At 70.9% G+C, this 19,207-nt stretch carries 16 protein-coding genes and 1 pseudogene; 7 read left to right on the forward strand and 10 right to left on the reverse strand.

From position 1 onward, the window contains the following. The first annotated feature begins 85 nt into the window (after positions 1-85). Both OG975_RS35915 and OG975_RS35920 read left to right on the forward strand, forming a co-directional pair. Positions 86-1,561, forward strand: a complete 1,476-nt coding sequence (locus OG975_RS35915; RefSeq protein ID WP_406333509.1) for a 3' terminal RNA ribose 2'-O-methyltransferase Hen1 — start codon at positions 86-88, stop codon at positions 1,559-1,561. After that, the gene (locus OG975_RS35920) at positions 1,558-4,125 is read left to right on the forward strand and encodes a polynucleotide kinase-phosphatase (RefSeq protein ID WP_406333510.1); all 2,568 of its coding nucleotides are present in this window, start codon (positions 1,558-1,560) and stop codon (positions 4,123-4,125) included. The genes OG975_RS35915 and OG975_RS35920 overlap by 4 nt, the downstream gene beginning before the upstream one ends. Positions 4,126-4,289: 164 nt before the next feature. On the opposite strand, the gene OG975_RS35925 is transcribed toward OG975_RS35920, so the two are convergent. Together OG975_RS35925 and OG975_RS35930 are read right to left on the reverse strand one after the other, a co-directional pair. Next, complete coding sequence (locus tag OG975_RS35925) at positions 4,290-5,183, reverse strand: hypothetical protein (protein ID WP_406333511.1); 894 nt, start codon at positions 5,181-5,183, stop codon at positions 4,290-4,292. Next, complete coding sequence (locus OG975_RS35930) at positions 5,180-6,259, reverse strand: SPFH domain-containing protein (RefSeq protein ID WP_406333512.1); 1,080 nt, start codon at positions 6,257-6,259, stop codon at positions 5,180-5,182. The genes OG975_RS35925 and OG975_RS35930 overlap by 4 nt, the downstream gene beginning before the upstream one ends. A gap of 164 nt (positions 6,260-6,423) precedes the next feature. Here OG975_RS35930 and OG975_RS35935 point away from each other — a divergent pair, with 164 nt between their 5' ends. The 3 genes and pseudogenes from OG975_RS35935 to OG975_RS35945 form a co-directional block, all read left to right on the forward strand. Beyond that, positions 6,424-7,653, forward strand: coding sequence for an arginine deiminase (locus tag OG975_RS35935; RefSeq protein ID WP_330307932.1), 1,230 nt, complete (start codon positions 6,424-6,426; stop codon positions 7,651-7,653). Positions 7,654-7,844: 191 nt separating this feature from the next. Then, on the forward strand, positions 7,845-8,858 hold the full coding sequence (gene argF / locus OG975_RS35940) for an ornithine carbamoyltransferase (protein WP_406333513.1): 1,014 nt from the start codon (positions 7,845-7,847) through the stop codon (positions 8,856-8,858). Between the two features lie 71 nt (positions 8,859-8,929). Continuing rightward, positions 8,930-9,131, forward strand: a pseudogene (locus tag OG975_RS35945) (amino acid permease C-terminal domain-containing protein); the annotation flags it as partial. On the opposite strand, the gene OG975_RS35950 reads toward OG975_RS35945, so the two are convergent. Continuing rightward, complete coding sequence (locus tag OG975_RS35950) at positions 9,091-9,543, reverse strand: ATP-binding protein (RefSeq protein WP_406333514.1); 453 nt, start codon at positions 9,541-9,543, stop codon at positions 9,091-9,093. The pseudogene OG975_RS35945 and the gene OG975_RS35950 overlap by 41 nt on opposite strands. Before the next feature lie 318 nt (positions 9,544-9,861). Here OG975_RS35950 and OG975_RS35955 point away from each other — a divergent pair, with 318 nt between their 5' ends. Both OG975_RS35955 and OG975_RS35960 read left to right on the forward strand, forming a co-directional pair. After that, positions 9,862-10,689, forward strand: a complete 828-nt coding sequence (locus tag OG975_RS35955; protein ID WP_327432426.1) for an enoyl-CoA hydratase family protein — start codon at positions 9,862-9,864, stop codon at positions 10,687-10,689. Positions 10,690-10,696: 7 nt separating this feature from the next. After that, positions 10,697-13,006, forward strand: coding sequence for a bifunctional salicylyl-CoA 5-hydroxylase/oxidoreductase (locus OG975_RS35960; protein WP_406333515.1), 2,310 nt, complete (start codon positions 10,697-10,699; stop codon positions 13,004-13,006). Positions 13,007-13,047: 41 nt separating this feature from the next. Here OG975_RS35960 and OG975_RS35965 read toward each other — a convergent pair whose 3' ends face one another. The 7 genes from OG975_RS35965 to OG975_RS35995 form a co-directional block, all read right to left on the reverse strand. After that, complete coding sequence (locus tag OG975_RS35965) at positions 13,048-14,259, reverse strand: sulfate adenylyltransferase subunit 1 (RefSeq protein WP_406336622.1); 1,212 nt, start codon at positions 14,257-14,259, stop codon at positions 13,048-13,050. A gap of 20 nt (positions 14,260-14,279) precedes the next feature. Next, positions 14,280-15,200 (reverse strand): sulfate adenylyltransferase subunit CysD, encoded by a 921-nt coding sequence (gene cysD / locus OG975_RS35970; RefSeq protein WP_406333516.1) that lies wholly within the window; start codon positions 15,198-15,200, stop codon positions 14,280-14,282. Beyond that, positions 15,197-15,748: an adenylyl-sulfate kinase gene (gene cysC / locus OG975_RS35975; RefSeq protein WP_406333517.1), complete on the reverse strand. Its 552-nt coding sequence runs from the start codon at positions 15,746-15,748 to the stop codon at positions 15,197-15,199. The genes cysD and cysC overlap by 4 nt, the downstream gene beginning before the upstream one ends. Further along, positions 15,745-16,974, reverse strand: coding sequence for a glycosyltransferase family 4 protein (locus OG975_RS35980; RefSeq protein WP_406333518.1), 1,230 nt, complete (start codon positions 16,972-16,974; stop codon positions 15,745-15,747). The genes cysC and OG975_RS35980 overlap by 4 nt, the downstream gene beginning before the upstream one ends. Further along, the gene (locus OG975_RS35985) at positions 16,971-17,396 is read right to left on the reverse strand and encodes a hypothetical protein (protein WP_406333519.1); all 426 of its coding nucleotides are present in this window, start codon (positions 17,394-17,396) and stop codon (positions 16,971-16,973) included. The genes OG975_RS35980 and OG975_RS35985 overlap by 4 nt, the downstream gene beginning before the upstream one ends. After that, on the reverse strand, positions 17,378-18,277 hold the full coding sequence (locus OG975_RS35990) for a sulfotransferase family protein (protein WP_406333520.1): 900 nt from the start codon (positions 18,275-18,277) through the stop codon (positions 17,378-17,380). Before OG975_RS35990 ends, OG975_RS35985 begins: the two co-directional genes overlap by 19 nt. 83 nt (positions 18,278-18,360) lie before the next feature. Continuing rightward, complete coding sequence (locus OG975_RS35995; RefSeq protein ID WP_406333521.1) at positions 18,361-19,203, reverse strand: PaaX family transcriptional regulator C-terminal domain-containing protein; 843 nt, start codon at positions 19,201-19,203, stop codon at positions 18,361-18,363. Positions 19,204-19,207 lie beyond the last annotated feature (4 nt).

Genomic DNA, 19,207 nt, shown 5'->3' on the forward strand with positions numbered 1-19,207 from the left:
ATGCGGCGCATGCGCACGCATTGTGCGCGGCGACCTTCAGTCCGGTGAGTTTCCGCAGCTCAGAAGACCTATCGAGGCACCCACTGTGTTCCTGACGATCAGTACCACCGGTACCCCAGAGCGCCCCGCCACCGACCTCGGCTTCCTGCTGCACAAGCATCCCGACAAGGCGCAGGTGTTCTCGACCTCCTACGGCACGGCACACGTCCTGTACCCAGAGGCGTCCGTCGAGCGGTGCACGGCCGCGCTGTTGCTCGAGGTCGATCCGGTGGCGCTGGTGCGGCGCGGCAAGGGCAAGGGGCGCGGCGGCGCGCCCGACGCCGCGCTCGCGCAGTACGTCAACGACCGCCCGTACGCGGCCTCGTCCCTGCTCGCCGTGGCGCTGAGCGGAGTGTTCTCCAGCGCGATGAAGGGCCAGTGCACCGCGAAGCCGGACCTGCCCGGGCAGCCGCTGCCCCTCCGGATCGAGGTGCCCGCGCTTCCCGCGCGCGGCGGCGCCGACCTCGTACGGGCTCTGTTCGAGCCGCTCGGCTGGACGGTGACGGTCGAGGCCGTGGCGCTGGACAGTGAGTTCCCCGAGTGGGGCGACTCGCGGTATGTGCGCCTCGTCCTGGAGTCGACGGAGCTCACGCTCGCCGAGGCCCTGCGCCACCTCTATGTACTTCTCCCGGTGCTCGACGACGCCAAGCACTACTGGGTGTCGTCCGACGAGGTCGACAAGCTGCTGCGGGCCGGTGAAGGCTGGCTGCCGGACCACCCGGAGCAGAAGCTGATCACCAGCCGGTATCTCTCGCGCCGCTGGTCGCTGACCCGTGAGGCGATGGAGCGGCTGGAGCTGGTGCGGCTCGCCGAGGCCGACGACAGTGACGTCGAGGAGATCGACAACGCCGTCGAGGAGGAGACGGAGGCCGAGGAGAAGCCGGCGCCTCTGGCCGTGCAGCGCCGGGACGCGATCATCACCGCGCTCAAGGCGTCCGGGGCCGCTCGCGTCCTCGATCTCGGCTGCGGACAGGGCCAGTTGGTGCAGGCGCTGCTCAAGGACACGCGGTTCACCGAGATCGTCGGTGTCGATGTGTCGATGCGCGCGCTCACCATCGCCTCGCGGCGGCTCAAGCTGGACCGGATGGGCGAGCGGCAGGCGTCGCGCGTCCAGCTCTTCCAGGGCTCGCTCGCCTACACCGACAACCGCCTCAAGGGGTACGACGCCGCCGTGCTCAGCGAGGTCGTCGAACACCTCGACCTGCCGCGGCTGCCCGCCCTGGAGTACGCGGTGTTCGGCTCCGCCCGCCCCAGGACGGTCCTCGTGACGACGCCGAACGTCGAGTACAACGTCCGCTGGGAGACCCTCCCGGCCGGACACTCCCGGCACGGCGACCACCGCTTCGAGTGGACGCGGGAGGAGTTCCGGGACTGGGCCGGGCGGGTCGCCGGGCGCCACGGCTATGACGTGGAGTTCGTACCCGTCGGACCCGACGATCCCGAGGTGGGCCCGCCCACCCAGATGGCCGTGTTCTCCCTGAGCACGGCCACACCGACCACGAAGGAGGAGAAGGCCGCATGACGGACGAGACCAAGAAGGCGCGCACCCTGCCCGTCACCGACCTCTCCCTCGTGGTGCTGATCGGCGCGTCGGGCTCGGGCAAGTCGACCTTCGCCCGCAAGCACTTCAAGCCGACCGAGGTCATCTCCAGCGACTTCTGCCGCGGCCTCGTCGCCGACGACGAGAACGACCAGAGCGCCAGCGGCGACGCCTTCGACGTACTCCACTACATCGCGGGCAAGCGGCTCGCGGCCGGCCGGCGAACCGTCGTGGACGCGACCAATGTTCAGCCGGAGAGCCGCCGCCAGCTGATCGACCTGGCCAAGAAGCACGACGTGCTGCCCATCGCGATCGTGCTGGACGTGCCGGAGGAGGTGTGCGCCAAGCGCAACGCCTCCCGCACCGACCGCGCCGACATGCCGCGCCGTGTCATCCAGCGCCACACCCGCGAACTCCGCCGCTCCCTGCGGCACTTGGAGCGCGAGGGCTTCCGCAAGGTGCACGTCCTGCGGGGCGTGGAGGAGATCGAGAGCGCCGAGGTCCGCACCGAGAAGCGCTTCAACGACCTGACCCACCTCACCGGCCCGTTCGACATCATCGGTGACATCCACGGCTGCGCCTCGGAGCTGGAGACACTGCTCGGCAAGCTCGGTTACGTCGACGGCGCGCACCCGGCGGGCCGGACGGCCGTCTTCGTCGGCGACCTCGTCGACCGCGGCCCGGACTCGCCCGGAGTGCTGCGCCGCGTGATGTCCATGGTCACCTCGGGCGACGCGCTGTGCGTGCCCGGCAACCACGAGAACAAGTACGGGCGTCACCTCAAGGGCCGCAAGGTCCAGCACACGCACGGCCTCGCCGAGACCATCGAGCAGATGGCGGACGAGAGCGACGAATTCCGGGCACAGGTACGGGAGTTCATCGACGGGCTCGTCAGCCACTACGTCCTCGACGGCGGTCGGCTGGTGGTCTGCCACGCCGGGCTGCCCGAGAAGTACCACGGCCGTACGTCGGGCCGGGTGCGCTCGCACGCGCTGTACGGGGACACGACGGGGGAGACCGACGAGTTCGGGCTGCCCGTGCGCTACCCGTGGGCGGAGGACTACCGGGGCAGGGCGGCCGTCGTCTACGGCCACACCCCGGTCCCGACGGCCACTTGGCTGAACAACACCATCTGCCTCGACACGGGTGCCGTGTTCGGCGGCAAGCTCACCGCGCTGCGCTGGCCGGAGCGCGAGCTCGTCGACGTACCGGCCGAGCAGGTCTGGTACGAGCCGACGAAGCCGCTGGCCTCCGAGGCGCCCGGCGGCCACGAGGGCCGTCCGCTGGACCTGGCGGACGTGCACGGACGGCGGGTCGTCGAGACGCGGCACGCCGGGCGGGTGTCGGTCCGCGAGGAGAACGCGGCGGCGGCCCTGGAGGTCATGAGCCGCTTCGCCGTGGACCCACGACTGCTCCCGTACCTGCCGCCGACCATGGCGCCCACCGCGACCTCGCACATCGAGGCCCGCGGCGGAGCCGCTGATGGATACTTCTTGGAGCACCCGGCCGAGGCCTTCGCGCAGTACAAGGAGGACGGGGTCGCCCGGGTCGTGTGCGAGGAGAAGCACATGGGCTCGCGGGCGGTGGCGCTGGTCTGCCGGGACGCGGGGGTGGCGCGCGAGCGGTTCGGCGTGGACGGGCCCACGGGCTCGCTGTACACGCGCACCGGCCGTCCCTTCTTCGACGACGCCGACGTCACCGAGGAGATCCTCGGCCGGCTGCGGGCCGCCGCGACCGAGGCGGGACTGTGGAAGGAACTCGAGACGGACTGGCTGCTGCTCGACGCCGAGTTGATGCCGTGGTCGCTCAAGGCGTCCGGGCTGCTGCGCAGTCAGTACGCGGCGGTCGGCGCCGCCGCCGGGGCCGTGTTCCCGGGGGCGCTGGCCGCGCTCGAAGGCGCCGCGGCGCGAGGTGTCGACGTGACCGGCCTGCTGGCCCGGCAGCGCGAACGGGCCGCCGACGCCTCGGCGTTCACCGACGCCTACCGGCGCTACTGCTGGACGACGGATGGCCTGGACGGCGTCCGCCTCGCCCCGTTCCAGATCCTCGCGGTCCAGGGCCGCAGCCTGGCCGGACTCCCGCACGACGAGCAGCTCGCCCTGCTCGACCGCCTCGTGGAGCACGACGGGACCGGTCTGCTGCAGACGACCCGACGGCTGTACGTCGACACCGGTGACCCGGAGTCGGTGCGGGCCGGTATCGACTGGTGGCTGGAGATGACCGGCCGCGGCGGCGAGGGCATGGTCGTCAAGCCGGTGGGCGCGGTGGTGCGCACCGAGCAGGGCCGCTTGGTCCAGCCCGGCATCAAGTGCCGGGGCCGCGAGTACCTGCGGATCATCTACGGACCGGAGTACACCCGTCCGGAGAACCTCGCGCGGCTGCGGGGGCGTTTCCTGAACCACAAGCGGTCGCTGGCGATCCGGGAGTACGCGCTGGGGTTGGAGGCGCTGGACCGGCTCGCGGAGGGTGAGCCGCTGTGGCGGGTGCACGAGGCGGTGTTCGGGGTGCTGGCGCTGGAGTCGGAGCCGGTGGATCCACGCCTGTGAGTCTTTCGCCCCCGCCGCCCCTACCCGTCCCATCCGTTCCTGGGGCTCCGCCCCAGACCCCGTAGGTGCGTTCTTTGACTGCGGGTGGGTGGGGGCTTGTCGCGCAGTTCCCCGCGCCCCTTAAGGGGCGCGGGGAACTGCGCAATCTTTTAGCGCGCGTCGTGTCACCCCACCAACCGCAACCGAACCCCCGCCACCCCCACCCGCACCGTCTGCCCCCACACCAGCTGCACCGCGTCCCCCTCCATCCCGTCCCCGAACGCGATGAGCCGGTCCGACTCCACGGTGAGGGACAGCTGTGCGGACGCGGTGAGTTCGCCGGATACGAGTGAGGTGCCGGTGGCCGGTGACGGCCAGGCCTCGCGGACGAACCAGAGGAGGCGTTCGTCCGTGGGGCCCGGCAGCGGCACGGTGCCGCCCCGCTCCTGCCAGACCGAGCGGAGCCAGCCGCTGGCCCCCGTCCCGGTGCCCACGAGGACACCGGAGGAGGCCTGGGGCTCGACGGCACCCCCGTACTCGTCGAGCCCCAGTCGATAGCGGGCCGTCTGATGGCCCGCGGCTCCCAGGTAGATCTCGTTGAGCGCGACCAGCCGTTGGGTGTCGTCCGCGACCGCCTCGACCATGGTCAGCTCGTCGGCACGGCCCCCGTGCGCGGAGGCGAGCAGTGCGCCCGCGTCCCGGGGGCGGTGCCGGACCAGCACCCCCGGATTGCGCCCGGGGTCGGCGTCGATTCCCACCACCGGCTGCCCCGCCAGGTACTTGGCCACGTTCGCGACCAGTCCGTCCTGCCCGACCACGACCACGACGTCCTCCGGCGCGAAGAGGAAACGGTCCAAGTCCCCGCGCTCCACGCGCGCCTGACGCCATGTCATCGGCACTGCGGACACCACCTCGGCCAGCGCCTCCCGGGCCCGCCGGTGCCGCTCGGCCACCTCCTCGATGTCCCGGCCCCGGGAGGAGAGGAAGAACGCCGCCTGCCCGTGTGTCCCGTGCCGGGCCACCAACTCCTCGTACTCCGTGGTGCGATGGACGAGGACGACCCGCGGGGCGAGACTCACGCCGGTTCTCCGGAGGCTCCGTTGCCCAGCTTGGCGAGCAGGCCTGTCAGGACGTCCGGCGACACCGTCAGGCTCTCGATGCGCGGCAGGTTCTCCGCGAGCCGGGTGCCGGTCAGGGCGTGCAGCGTGGCGACGTCCGCGTCCCCGTGGACCCGCAGCCAGGCCGCCTGCGCCTCGGCCCGTGCCTCGCCGACCTCCCGAGCGGCCTGCGCCTCGGCCCCGGCGAGCCGCACCTTACGGGTGGCCTCGGCCTCGGCGAGCCGCAGCGACCGGGTGGCCTCCGCCTCCGCGAGGCGCACCGTGCGCGCCGCCTCCGCCCCGGCGCGCACCGCGTCCGCCGCCGCGTGCTCCTCCGCCTCGCGCCGCGCGTTGGTCCCGCGCTGGTCGACCAACTGCTCCTCGCGCCGGACGAGTTCGATCTGGCTGGCGAGTTCGTTCTCGGCGATGGCGCGCTCCCGCTCGACGGCGACGGCACGGCGTTCGTACGTCGCCTTGTCCGCCTCCTGCTGGATCAGCTCGCGGGCGGGAGTGCGCAGCGCCCGCTCCACCTCGGGCTCCGGGCGCAACGCGACGACCCGTACGGCCACCACCTCGATCCCCGTCGCGGGCAGCCGGGGTTCGGCGTCGAGACCGCCCGCGACCCGTTCCCGTACCGCCGCGACGCCGTCGACCAGGGCGGCCGCCAGCGACGTACGGGCCAGCACGTCCAGCGCGTGCTGCTGGGCCGTCTCGGTCAGCAGCCCCGCCAGCTGCTCCAGGGGGGTGCCGCGCCAGGCGCCCGTGTCGGGGTCGATGGAGAAGTCGAGGCGCGCGGCCGCGATCGCGGGATCGCTGATCCGGTAGGTGACGGTCGCCTGCACCGCCACGTCCTGGAAGTCGGACGTACGGGCATGGAAGGTCATGGCCAACTCGCGGTCGTCGACCGGGACTTCGGAGAGCGCGGCGGTCAGGGAGCGGTACCAGAAGCTGAGCCCCGGGCCGTCGTGCACCAGGCGGCCCGAACGGTGGTGCCGTACATGGGCGGTCGGCGCCCCGCGCAGATGGCGCCAGCCGAGACGCCGGGTGATGTCGGCCATGAGTACCCCCTTGTCGCCGGGTGGTCCCGGCGACCCCTCGTTCATCGTTGTCGTCAGTAAGACGATAATGGTTCGGTCCACTTATCGTCAAGGGGACGAAATGAAAGAGGCCCGGGTCGGTCGATCAGCGGGTGAACGGGCGTTTGGATGGTCAGGATGGAGGCATGGGATTCCATGTCGACTCCGAGGCCGGGCGGCTGCGCCGCGTCATCCTGCACCGACCGGATCTTGAGCTCAAAAGGCTCACCCCCAGCAACAAGGACGCCCTCCTCTTCGACGATGTGCTGTGGGTGCGCCGGGCGCGCGCGGAGCACGACGGGTTCGCGGACGTGCTGCGCGACCGCGGGGTCACTGTCCACCTCTTCGGTGATCTGCTCACCGAGGCCCTGGAGATCCCGGCGGCCAGATCGCTCGTCCTGGACCGCGTCTTCGACGAGAAGGAGTACGGGCCGCTCGCCACCGACCATCTGAGAGCCTCCTTCGAGACCCTGCCCGCCCCGGAACTGGCGTCCGTGCTGGTCGGCGGCATGACCAAGCGGGAGTTCCTGGACGCGCACGAGGAGCCGACCTCCGTGCGCTTCCATGTCATGGACCTCGACGACTTCCTGCTCAGGCCGCTGCCCAACCACCTCTTCACCCGGGACACCTCCGCCTGGATCTACGACGGGGTCTCCATCAATGCCATGCGCTGGCCGGCCCGGCAGCGCGAGACCGTGCACTTCGAGGCGATCTACCGGCACCATCCGCTCTTCCGCGACGAGACCTTCAACCTCTGGTCGGAGGGGCAGGCCGACTATCCGTCCACCATCGAGGGCGGTGACGTGCTCGTCATCGGCAACGGCGCGGTGCTCATCGGCATGAGCGAGCGGACCACGCCACAGGCCGTGGAGATGCTCGCGCACAAGCTGTTCGCCGCCGGGTCCGCGCGCACCATCGTGGCGCTCGACATGCCCAAGCGGCGGGCCCTCATGCATCTCGACACCGTGATGACGATGGTCGACGGCGACATCTTCACGCAGTACGCGGGGCTCGGCATGCTCCGCTCGTACACCATCGAACCGGGCGCCGGGGAGAAGGAGTTGAAGGTCACCGACCATCCGCCGGAGCACATGCACCGGGCGATCGCCGCGGCGCTGGGGCTGAGCGAGATTCGGGTGCTCACCGCCACGCAGGATGTGCATGCGGCGGAGCGGGAGCAGTGGGACGACGGGTGCAATGTCCTTGCGGTGGAGCCGGGGGTGGTCGTGGCGTATGAGCGGAACTCGACGACCAATACGCATCTGCGGAAGCAGGGGATCGAGGTGATCGAGATTCCTGGGAGTGAGCTGGGGCGGGGGAGGGGTGGGCCTCGGTGTATGAGCTGCCCGGTGGAGAGGGATGCCGTGGGGGCTTGATGTCGGGTGCCGGCCGGTGGGGGCTGGTCGCGCCCACGCGGCGGAGCCGCATATGTCACAGCCCCGCGCCCCTGACGGGGCGCTGATGCTCCCGGTCCCCGAATAGGTGCCGTATAGAAATGTGGGCGATCGTATAGACTTCCAATCGTTCCCTTGTTCGCCCACGTCCTCGTACCCCTGGAGCGCTCCCCATGGCGACAGTCCCGACCGCCCTCGCCGGCCGCCACTTCCTCAAGGAGCTGGACTTCACGGAGGGTGAGTTCCGCGGTTTGATCGAGCTGGCCGCCGAGCTGAAGGCGGCCAAGAAGGCCGGGGCCGAGACCCAGTACCTGCGGGGCAAGAACGTCGCGCTGATCTTCGAGAAGACCTCGACCCGAACGCGCTGCTCGTTCGAGGTCGCCGCCGCCGACCAGGGCGCCTCGACGACGTACCTCGACCCCTCCGGCTCGCAGATCGGGCACAAGGAGTCCGTGCGGGACACCGCGCGCGTCCTCGGCCGGATGTTCGACGCGATCGAGTACCGCGGGGACAGCCAGGCCGCGATCGAGGAGCTCGCGGCGTACGCGGGTGTGCCCGTCTACAACGGCCTCACGGACGACTGGCATCCCACCCAGATGCTCGCGGACGTGCTCACCATGACCGAGCACGTCGACAAAGACATCTACAACGACGGCGTCGTCTTCGCGTACCTCGGCGATGCCCGCTTCAACATGGGCAACTCCTACCTGATCACTGGTGCCCTGCTGGGCATGGACGTGCGGATCGTCGCGCCCAAGGCGTACTGGCCCGCTGACGAGGTCGTCGCCCGGGCGCGTGAGCTGGCCGAGGACAGCGGGGCCGTCATCACCCTCACCGAGGACGTCGCGGAGGGCGTCCGGGGCGCCGACTTCGTCGCGACCGACGTCTGGGTCTCCATGGGCGAGCCCAAGGAGGTCTGGGACGAGCGGATCGCGGCCCTCGCGCCGTACGCGGTGACCATGGACATCCTGCGCGCCACCGGCAACCCGGCCGTGAAGTTCCTGCACTGCCTCCCGGCCTTCCATGACCTGGGCACCAAGGTCGGCCGCGAGATCTACGAGACCCACGGGCTCGACTCCCTCGAGGTCACCGACGAGGTCTTCGAGTCGGCGCACTCGATCGTCTTCGACCAGGCGGAGAACCGGCTGCACACCATCAAGGCGATCATGGTCGCGACGCTGGCCTGATGGCCTGAACGCGGTCCCAGCAGGCCTTATGCTGACCGGCGGCCCGGAGCCAGCCCTTCCCGCGCTGCGGCACCGTCCGGGTGCCGCTCTACCCCGTCGTACCGCTGCTCGGCGTGGGCTTCTGCCTCTATCTGATGTACGAGACGGGCTGGACGACCTGGATTCCTGGCGGCCGGATTCCTCGTGTACGTCCTCTACGGGCGCCGTCATTCCCGGCTGGCCGAGGCCGGGGCTAGGCGGGCCGTCGCTGCGGAGGAACCACAGGCAGCCTGAACCAGACCGCCTTGCCGGAGTCGGTGGGCCGGTGGCCGCAGGACGAGCTGAGGGCGCGGATCAGCAGGAGACCGCGCCCGTGCTCCTGCCAGGGGTCGGGGTGGCCGACCGGGTGGGGGAGTGTGAGATCGGCGGGCGGCGCCGGGTCCGGGTCGTGCACCTCGACCCGGCAGCCGCTCGGCAGCAGCTCCACGACCAGCTCTATGGGGCCGTCGCCCGCGGCGTGCTCCACGGCGTTGGCGACCAGTTCCGCCGTGAGCAGCTCAGCGGTGTCGCTGTCCGCCGCGTGCTCCACCTCTGCCAGCGCCGTGCGGACCAGGGCGCGGGCGACGGGCACGGCCGCGACGGTGTGCGGCAGTGCGATGCGCCAGGAGGCGGGGGCGGGGGTGTCGTGCAAGGCGAGTCCGTTCATGAGCAGGCTGTCCTGCTTTCAACTTTAGAAATGGTACGGCGCGGCCGGACAGAGGCGCTCGGCGGGCGCTGTCCGGGTCGTTCGGTGGGCGTTCCGCCGGGACCTTCGGCCCGGCATGAGGCTGTGTACCCAGGTGAACGGTCCGTCTCCCGCGAGGTGCTCCCGCTGTTACGGGGCTATCGAGGACCCGTGACTCGGTGACGGGAAACGGTCATTTCGCGACAGGCCTATCGCGCACTCATGACGACAGTCACAGATGAGTGATAGCTTCGAGGGGTAGTCGCAGAGCGCCGCCCCCGCCCGAGGAGGCCGCACGTCATGAGTCCCTTCACCGGCTCCGCCGCCCGCACCCCTGACTGGCAGCACCTGAGGTGCGAGCTCGCCGACGGGGTCGCCACGGTCACCCTGGCCCGCCCCGAGAAACTCAACGCGCTCACCTTCGGCGCCTACGCCGACCTGCGCGATCTGCTCGCCGAGCTGTCCCGGGAGCGATCCGTCCGCGCCCTGGTGCTGGCCGGCGAGGGACGCGGTTTCTGCTCCGGCGGCGACGTCGACGAGATCATCGGCGCGACCCTCTCCATGGACACCGCCCAGCTCCTCGACTTCAACCGGATGACCGGGCAGGTCGTCCGGGCCGTACGGGAATGCCCGTTCCCGGTGATCGCGGCGGTGCACGGGGTGGCGGCGGGCGCCGGAGCCGTGCTCGCGCTCGCCGCCGACTTCCGGGTGGCCGACCCGAGCGCCCGCTTCTCCTTCCTCTTCACCCGCGTCGGGCTGTCCGGCGGCGACATGGGCGCGGCCTATCTGCTGCCCCGGGTCGTCGGCCTGGGCCATGCGACCCGGCTGCTGATGCTCGGCGAACCGGTGCGCGCGCCCGAGGCCGAGCGGATCGGCCTGATCAGTGAACTCGCCGACGAGGGCAGCGCCGACGAGGCCGCCCAGCGGCTGGCCCGCCGCCTCGCCGAGGGCCCGGCCCTCGCCTACGCCCAGACCAAGGCCCTGCTCACCGCCGAACTGGACATGCCGCTCGCCGCCTCCGTCGAACTCGACGCCTCGACCCAGGCCCTCCTGATGAACGGCGAGGACTACGCCGAGTTCCACGCCGCCTTCACGGAGAAGCGGTCGCCGAAGTGGCGGGGGAGGTGAGCACGGGATGCGCGTGGGTGAGCAGGCGATGCGCGTGGGTGCGAGTGCGATGCGCGTCGCGGTGATCGGTGGCGGACCCGGTGGCCTCTACGCCGCCGCCCTTCTCAAGCGTCTCGACCCCGGCCGCGAGGTCACCGTCTGGGAGCGCAACGCCCCCGACGACACGTTCGGCTTCGGCGTGGTCCTCTCCGACGAGACGCTCGGCGGCATCGAGCACGCCGACCCGGCCGTGTACGCGGCGCTCCAGGACGAGTTCGTACGCTGGGACGACATCGACATCGTGCACCGCGGAGTGCGCCACACCTCCGGCGGCCACGGCTTCGCGGCGCTCGGCCGGCGCCGGCTCCTGGAGATCCTGCACGAACGCTGCGACTCGCTCGGCGTCGAGCTGCGCTTCCGCGCCGAGGCCCCGCCGGTGGCCGACCTGATGACGGCGTACGACCTCGTGGTCGCCGCCGACGGCGTGCACAGCCTCACGCGCGCGGCGTACGCGGAGGTGTTCGGGCCGTCCGTCGAGGAGCACCGCTGCCGTTACATCTGGCTCGCCGCCGACTTCGCCTTCGACGCCTTCCGCTTCGAGATCGCCGAGACCGAGCACGGCGTGATGCAACTGCACGGCTACCCCTTCGCGGCCGATGCCTCCACCGTCATCATCGAGATGCGCGAAGAGGTCTGGCGGGCGGCCGGGTTCGCGGACCTCGACGAGGAGGAGTCCGTCGAACGGTGCGGCAAGATCTTCGCGGACGCGCTCGGCGGGCGGCAGCTGCGGTCCAACGCCTCGGCCTGGACCACCTTCCGGACGGTGGTCAACGACCGCTGGTCGCACGGGAATCTGGTCCTCCTCGGCGACGCCGCCCACACCGCCCACTTCTCCATCGGCTCCGGCACGAAGCTCGCCGTCGAGGACGCGCTGGCGCTGGCCGCCTGCCTGGAGGAACGGCCCGGCCTCGAAGAGGCACTTCTCGCGTACGAGGAGGAGCGGCGCCCGGTCGTCGCGTCCACGCAGCGGGCGGCGCGCGCCAGCCTGGAGTGGTTCGAGAACCTGGGGCGCTATCTCGACCAGCCCGCCCGCCAGTTCGCCTTCAACCTCCTCACCCGCAGCCGCCGCGTCACGCACGAGAACCTGCGGCTGCGCGACGCGCACTTCACCGCGGCGGTCGAGCGCGAGTTCGGCTGCCCGCCCGGCACCCCGCCGATGTTCACGCCGCTGAGACTGCGCGGCCTGAGGCTGCGCAACCGCGTCGTCGTCTCGCCCATGGACATGTACTCGGCCGTGGACGGCGTCCCCGGCGACTTCCACCTGGTCCATCTGGGCGCACGGGCACTCGGCGGGGCCGGACTGGTGATGACCGAGATGGTGTGCGTGAGCCCCGAGGGCCGCATCACACCCGGCTGCGCGGGGCTCTACACACCCCGGCAGGCCGAGTCCTGGCGGCGGATCACCGACTTCGTGCACCGGCAGGCACCGGGCACCGCGATCGGCATCCAGCTCGGCCATTCCGGCCGCAAGGGTTCGACGAAGCTGATGTGGGAGGGCATCGACGAGCCATTGGAGGACGGCAACTGGCCGCTCGTGGCCGCCTCCCCGATCCCGTACAAGCCGGAGAGCCAGCCACCCCGCGCACTGTCCCGCGCCCAACTCACCGATCTGCGCGAGCAGTTCACGGCAGCCGCCTGGCGCGCCGCGCGCTGCGGCTTCGATCTGCTCGAACTGCACTGCGCGCACGGCTACTTGCTTTCCGGCTTCCTCTCGCCGCTGACCAATCGGCGCACCGACGCCTACGGCGGCTCGCTCACGAAGCGGTTGCGGTTCCCGCTCGAAGTCTTCGACGCCGTACGGGCCGTGTGGCCCGAGGAACGGCCCATGACCGTCCGTATCTCCGCCACCGACTGGGCCGACGGCGGCACCACCGGGGACGACGCCGTCGAGATCGCGCGGGCCTTCGCCGCGCACGGCGCCGACGCGGTCGACGTGTCGACGGGCCAGGTGGTGGCGGACGAGCACCCCGAGTACGGGCGGTCGTACCAGACGCCGTACGCGGACCGGATCCGCCACGAGACCGGCCTTCCCGTGATCGCCGTCGGCGCGATCTCCTCCTGGGACGACGTCAACTCCCTGATCCTGGCAGGACGTACGGACCTGTGCGCGCTCGCCCGGCCGCATCTGTACGACCCGAACTGGACGCTGCACGCGGCGGCCGAGCAGGGGTACGAGGGTCCCGGTGTCGCCTGGCCGATGCCCTACCGGGCGGGCAGCCGGCGCCCGCAGACCGGACGCACCGACGCCCCCAAACCCCGGCTTTCACTGGGGACTTGAGGGCGTCACACGTAAGTCGTAGCCGTACGTACAGGGAGTGGCTACGACAGGTCGGCCATCCCGGCCGTCAGCGTCGAACCGTCCGCCGGGTCGACCAGGATGAACGCGCCCGTGCGGCGGGAGTCGGCGTAGTCGTCGAGCGCCAGCGGCTCGGCGGTGCGCAGGGTGATCCTGCCGAGATCGTTCGCGGTCAGCTCCAGGGCGTCACCCAGGTCCTTGACGATCGCCTTCACGGTCCGCGTCGTGTGCTTGACCAGCACCCGGTCACCGACCCGCAGCGCACGGTCGGCCAGATGGCAGACGGCCGCCCGGACGTCCTGCGTGAGCGCCGGCGCGTCGGGACCGGCGGTGATCATGTCGCCGCGCGAGACATCGCGCTGGTCGGCCAGGCGTAGCGTCAGCGACTGGGGCGCGTACGCCATGTCCGCGTCGTTGCCGAGTACGTCGATGCCGATGATCTCGGAGGTCTCACCGGACGGGTGGACCGTGACACGGTCGCCGACGCGCAGCTGGCCGGAGACCAACTGGCCCGCGTAGTGGCGGACTTCGTCGTGCCGGATCACGTACTGCACCGGGAAGCGCGCCGGCGCGTCGGCGGTCTCGGCGGCGACCGGAACCGTCTCCAGGAACTCCAGCAGCGCCGGTCCCGCGTACCAGTCCATGTGCGCAGAGCGGTCGACCACGTTGTCGCCGCACAGCGCGGAGACCGGGATCGGGGTGAAGCCGGGCAGGCCCAACTCCGCGGCGTGGCCCGCGAAGTCCTCGACGATGCGGTCGAACTCCTTCTCCTCGTACCCGACGAGGTCCATCTTGTTGACGGCGAGGACGACGCGCGGGACGCGCAGCAGCGCGGCGATCGCGGCGTGCCGGCGGGTCTGCTCGACCACGCCGTTGCGCGCGTCGACGAGGATGATCGCCAGCTCGGCGGTGGACGCGCCGGTGACCATGTTGCGGGTGTACTGCACGTGGCCGGGCGTGTCGGCGAGGATGAACCGGCGGCGGGGCGTGGCGAAGTAGCGGTAGGCCACGTCGATGGTGATGCCCTGCTCGCGCTCGGCGCGCAGGCCGTCGGTGAGCAGCGCGAGGTCGGGGGCGTCCTGGCCACGGCTCTGCGAGACCCGCGCCACGGCCTCCAGCTGGTCGGTGAGGACCGACTTGGAGTCGTGCAGCAGGCGTCCGACGAGGGTGGACTTGCCGTCGTCGACCGACCCGGCGGTGGCGAACCGCAGAGTGTCAATGGTGGCCTCGGCCATGGCTTTCATGACGGTCATGGCTAGAAGTACCCCTCGCGCTTGCGGTCTTCCATTGCGGCCTCGGAGAGCTTGTCGTCGGCGCGGGTGGCACCGCGCTCGGTCAGCCGGGAGGCGGCGATCTCCGTGATCACGGCGTCGAGCGTGCTCGCGTCCGAATCGACCGCACCCGTGCAGGACATGTCACCGACCGTCCGATACCGCACCTGCCGCTTCTCGACGGTCTCGCCGGCCTTGGGGCCGCCCCAGTCACCGGCGGTCAGCCACATGCCACCCCGCTGGAACACCTCACGCTCGTGGGCGAAGTAGATCTCGGGCAGCTCGATGTGCTCGCGGGCGATGTACTGCCACACATCCAGCTCGGTCCAGTTGGACAGAGGGAAGACGCGGACGTGTTCGCCGGGCGCGTGCCGGCCGTTGTAGAGCTGCCACAGCTCCGGCCGCTGCCGTCGCGGATCCCACTGGGAGAACTCGTCGCGCAGCGAGAACACGCGTTCCTTGGCGCGGGCCTTCTCCTCGTCCCGGCGGCCGCCGCCGAACACGGCGTCGAAGCGCTCGGACTGGATCTTCTCGGTCAGCGGGAGGGTCTGCAGGGGGTTGCGGGTGCCGTCGGGGCGTTCGCGCAGCACACCGCGGTCGATGTAGTCCTGGACGGAGGCCACATGGAGCCGCAACCCATGGGCGGCCACCACACGGTCCCGGTACTCGAGGACCTCGGGGAAGTTGTGTCCGGTGTCCACATGCAGCAGGGAGAACGGCACCGGCGCGGGCGTGAACGCCTTCAGCGCCAGATGCAGCATGACGATCGAGTCCTTGCCGCCGGAGAACAGGATCACCGGCCGCTCGAACTCCCCCGCCACCTCACGGAAGATGTGCACCGCCTCGGACTCCAACGCGTCCAGATGCGAGAGCGCGAAGGTCCGCCCGGTCACCGCCGACCTCACACGAGCCCCCTCGCCGCCAGCACCGAATACACCGACCCGGCCGATTCCTCCGGTGTCTGCGACTGCGTCTCCAGCGTGAGTGCCGGGTCCACCGGCGGCTCGTACGGGTCGTCGACGCCGGTCAGGCCCTTCAGCTGCCCGGCGGCCTGGCGTGCGTACAGCCCCTTCACGTCCCGCTCGCTGCACACCTCGACCGGCGTGGCGACATGCACCTCGAAGTACGGCGTCCCGCTCGCCTCGTGCCGCTTGCGCACCGCCTCGCGGCTGTCGGCGTACGGCGCGATGACCGGCACCACGGCGAGCACGCCGTTGCGCGCGAGGACCTCGGCGACCAGGCCGATGCGCTGCACGTTGGTGTTGCGGTCCTCGCGGGAGAAGCCGAGCCCGGCGGAGAGGAAGCGGCGGATCTCGTCACCGTCGAGGACCTCCACGCGGTGCCCCTCCGACCGCAGTCGGCCGGCGAGGACGCGGGCGATCGTGGTCTTGCCCGCGCTCGGCAGCCCGGTGAGCCAGACCGTGGCTCCCTGAGCCCTGGACGTGCTGGTCATGCGTGCGTTCCTTTCGCGGCACCGGTCAGGCGCGCTTGTTCGTGAAGTTCGGTGAAGAGGGCTTCCCAGCGGTGGTGGACGGCATCCGGGCCGTACGAGGCGGCGGTGAGGACGGCGGCGACACCCATGGCCGCGCGCAGCCGCTCGTCGGCCATCAGCCTGGCCATCGCGTCGGCGAGCGCGTCCGGGTCCTCGGGCGGAACCAACAGACCGTCGACTCCGTGTGTGAGTACGTCCGCCGGGCCGGTCGGGCAGTCGAAGCTCACCACCGGCAGGGAGTGGCTCATCGCCTCGATCATCACCATCGGCAGTCCTTCGAAACGTGAACTGAGCACGTAGAAGGAGGCCTTGGCGAGCTCGTCGTCCAGCCGGTCGGTGTGTCCCATCAGGAACACGTGGTTGTAGAGGTGGTGTTCCTCGATAAGAGCGCGCAGCTTGGCCTTCTTCTCGCCGCTGCCGTAGATCCTCAACTGCCAGTCCGGGTACGACTCGACGAGCTTCGCCCAGGCCGGGATCAGCATGTCGAAGCCCTTCTGCGGGAAAAGCCGGCCGGCCGCCACCGCGATCTTCGACTGGGGGAGGGCGGGCACCTGGTCGAGCGAGTGGACGGCGTTGGGGATACGGACGACCCGGGTGCCGGGCAGCAGGCCCTCGTACTCCTCACGGTCGCGCTCGGTGAGGACGGCGACCGCGTCGAGGCGCGGGTAGGTCTCGCGGATGCGCTGCTGTACGTCCCGTTTGTGCGTGCCGTGGTTCATGTGCTCCTGCGCGACCCGGACCACACCGCCTGTGGCGTGCTCGGCGGCCAGGAAGTTCAGCGCGGGCCGTGTGGTGACGAGGACGCCGCCGGTCAACGTACGCATGTAGGCGATGAGCCGGCCCTCGACGTACCGGTTGAAGTAGCGGTAGCCGAACTCGCCCGCCGGGATGTGCCTGGCGGGCTGGTCCAGGAGCCGGCCGCGGCGGCGGTCGCGCCAGCGGCCCACGAGGCCGCCGGGCGGAACGTACGCGCTCTCGCGCAGGTCGACGACCGTGGAGACCTTCACCCGCGGATCGAGCGGGAACTGGATGTCGTCCCGGCGGCGCACCGCGCTCACCAGCTCGACGTCCCAGCCCGCGGCCACCAGGGAGTTGGCCTGGTTCATCACCGTACGGATGGTGCCGCCGCGACCGTACGCGTGCAGCAGCAAGTAGCGCACCTTCGGGCGGGGTTGACGATCCGTCATACCGCAGCCCCCGTACGGCACTCCAGGGAGAGGTTGTCCTTGACCGTGTAGTACGGGCGCACGCTCAGGCCCTGTGTGCGCTGCTCCGGATACACCATGATCTTCTTCTTGTCGCAGATGTCGTCGAGCCGGCGTCCGGCGCGCAACTCGACATTCCCGTCGGTGAGATGGATGTCCCACTCCTCGACGCCGGCACAGTCGGTGGCGGCGAGATCGGCGACGGGCAGCTCGCTCTCGAAGCGGGCGCCGTCGACGCGCGCCGCGTATCCAAGGCGCTGGTCGGTGCGGGCGCGGCGGGTGAGGAGCAGCCGCCACGAGCCCTCGGCGGGGCGGCCGTGGATGCGTCCGACGAGTCTGATGTACCCGTCGCGGGGCCAGACCTCGTCTATCTCGGCGTGCGGCTTCACGAGCTGTAACCCCACGCCCTGCACATCGGCCGGAGGAGCTCCGGTATCTCGTCCTCGGTGGGCAGCGCCCGCCCGGCCTGCACGCTGCCGGTCCTGATCTTGTCGCGCCAGTCACCGAGGCCCTTGACGACCTGTGTGTCGTCCTTCCGGCCGTACTCCAGCATGGCCGGCTCGAAGTCGAGGTCGAGGAACATGCACAGCTGCCGCATCTCCTTCTCGGGGTCGGCGGTGATGTCCTCGTAGCGCACGGTGTGCCCACCGGTGAGGTCCTTGCGCGCGTTGTCGACGGCCTTCATGTAGCGCAGCGCGTCGGCGGCGGCCTCGTCGTACGACCGCTTGTCGGGGTCGCCCTCGTGCCAGGACTGGGCGATGGAGACGGGGTGGCGCAGCAGGAAGACGAACCGGGCGTCGGGCCAGCAGTCACTGATGCGCCGGTGGACGAAGGCGTTGCTCGGCGTCTTCTCGACGATGAAGTCCTTGCCGGACCTGACCAGTTCCCGGTGCATGACCCGGTCCCACAGCAGGTGTTCCAGGTCGCCGCGCTCCAGGTCGAGGGCGCTCATGGCGCGCTGCGAGAGCTTGCTGCCGTGGTCGACCTCCAAGCGGCGGATGTGCAGCTCGTGCGGGGAGTGCAGCCGCGAGTGGGCGTTGAGAAGCATCCGCAGCAGGGTCGAGCCGGAGCGCACGGGCGACATGATGAAGACCGGCTGCCGCAGCAGCCGGTCCGTTTCGAGGTCCTCCGGGGCGGGACATCGGTATACCGGCGTGGGCCGCTTGGCGGGTTTTGTCGCCGAGGCCGTCTTCTTCGACTGTGGCGGGGCGGCGGGGACCGCCCTGCGCACCTGGAGGCCGGTGGTGGCGGTGAGCGCCCGGTTCAGATTGCGCATCAGACTCATGCGTCCCGACCGTAGGTAAGAAATCTGAGAAGACGGACGGAGGAGCCTGAGGGTTCTCTTAGCGCTGTCTGATGTGACCTAAATCACGTTTCTTTGGAGGGGGAGGCCGCCTCCGGACGCTCGGCGAAGACCGCCCCCGCGTCCCGCAGCCGCTCGTGCAGCGCCCGGAAGACGGCGGCCGAGCGGGCGCCCGGCCAGTCCTGGGGCAGTAGCGCGGCGGGCAGTCCCGGGTCGGCGTACGGGAGGTGGCGCCAGGAGTCGAGGGCGAGCAGATAGTCGCGGTAGGCCTGTTCGTCAGGGGTGTCCGCGCGCCGCTCCCAGGCGTGCAGCACGGGCGCGTGCTGGTCGAGGAACTCCTCGTGCTCCTTGGCGATCGCGGCCAGGTCCCACCAGCGCGCGACCGCTTCCGCCGTCGCCGCGAAGCCCAGGTGCTCCCCGCGGAACAGCTCCACGTACGGATCGAGCCGCAGCCGCTCCAGGGTGTGCCGCGTCTCCTCGTAGAGCCGCGCCGGGGCGAGCCACACTCCGGGGGCCGCCGTCCCGAAGCCGAGACCGGCGAGCCGTGAGCGCAGCACGTGCCGCTTCTGGCGCTCGGACTCCGGCACGGAGAACACGGCGAGCACCCAGCCGTCGTCCTCGGGAGGTGCCGTCGCGTACACCCGCCGGTCGCCGTCGTCGAGCAGCTGCCGCGCGTCCGGCGACAGCGCGTACCCGGCCGCGCCGGACGCCGTGCGCGCCGGCTCCAGGAGGCCGCGGCGCTTGAGCCGGGACACCGACGACCGTACGGAGGGCGCGTCGACGCCGACCGCGGCGAGAAGCCGGATCAACTCGGCCACCGGCACGGGGCCGGGCATGAAGCGGCCGTACGCGCCGTAGAACGTCACGATGAGGGACCGGGGGGCGTGCTGCTCTGACACGTTGATCACTCTA

Source organism: Streptomyces sp. NBC_00203 (assembly GCF_045206325.1).
GTDB lineage: Bacteria > Actinomycetota > Actinomycetes > Streptomycetales > Streptomycetaceae > Streptomyces > Streptomyces lutosisoli.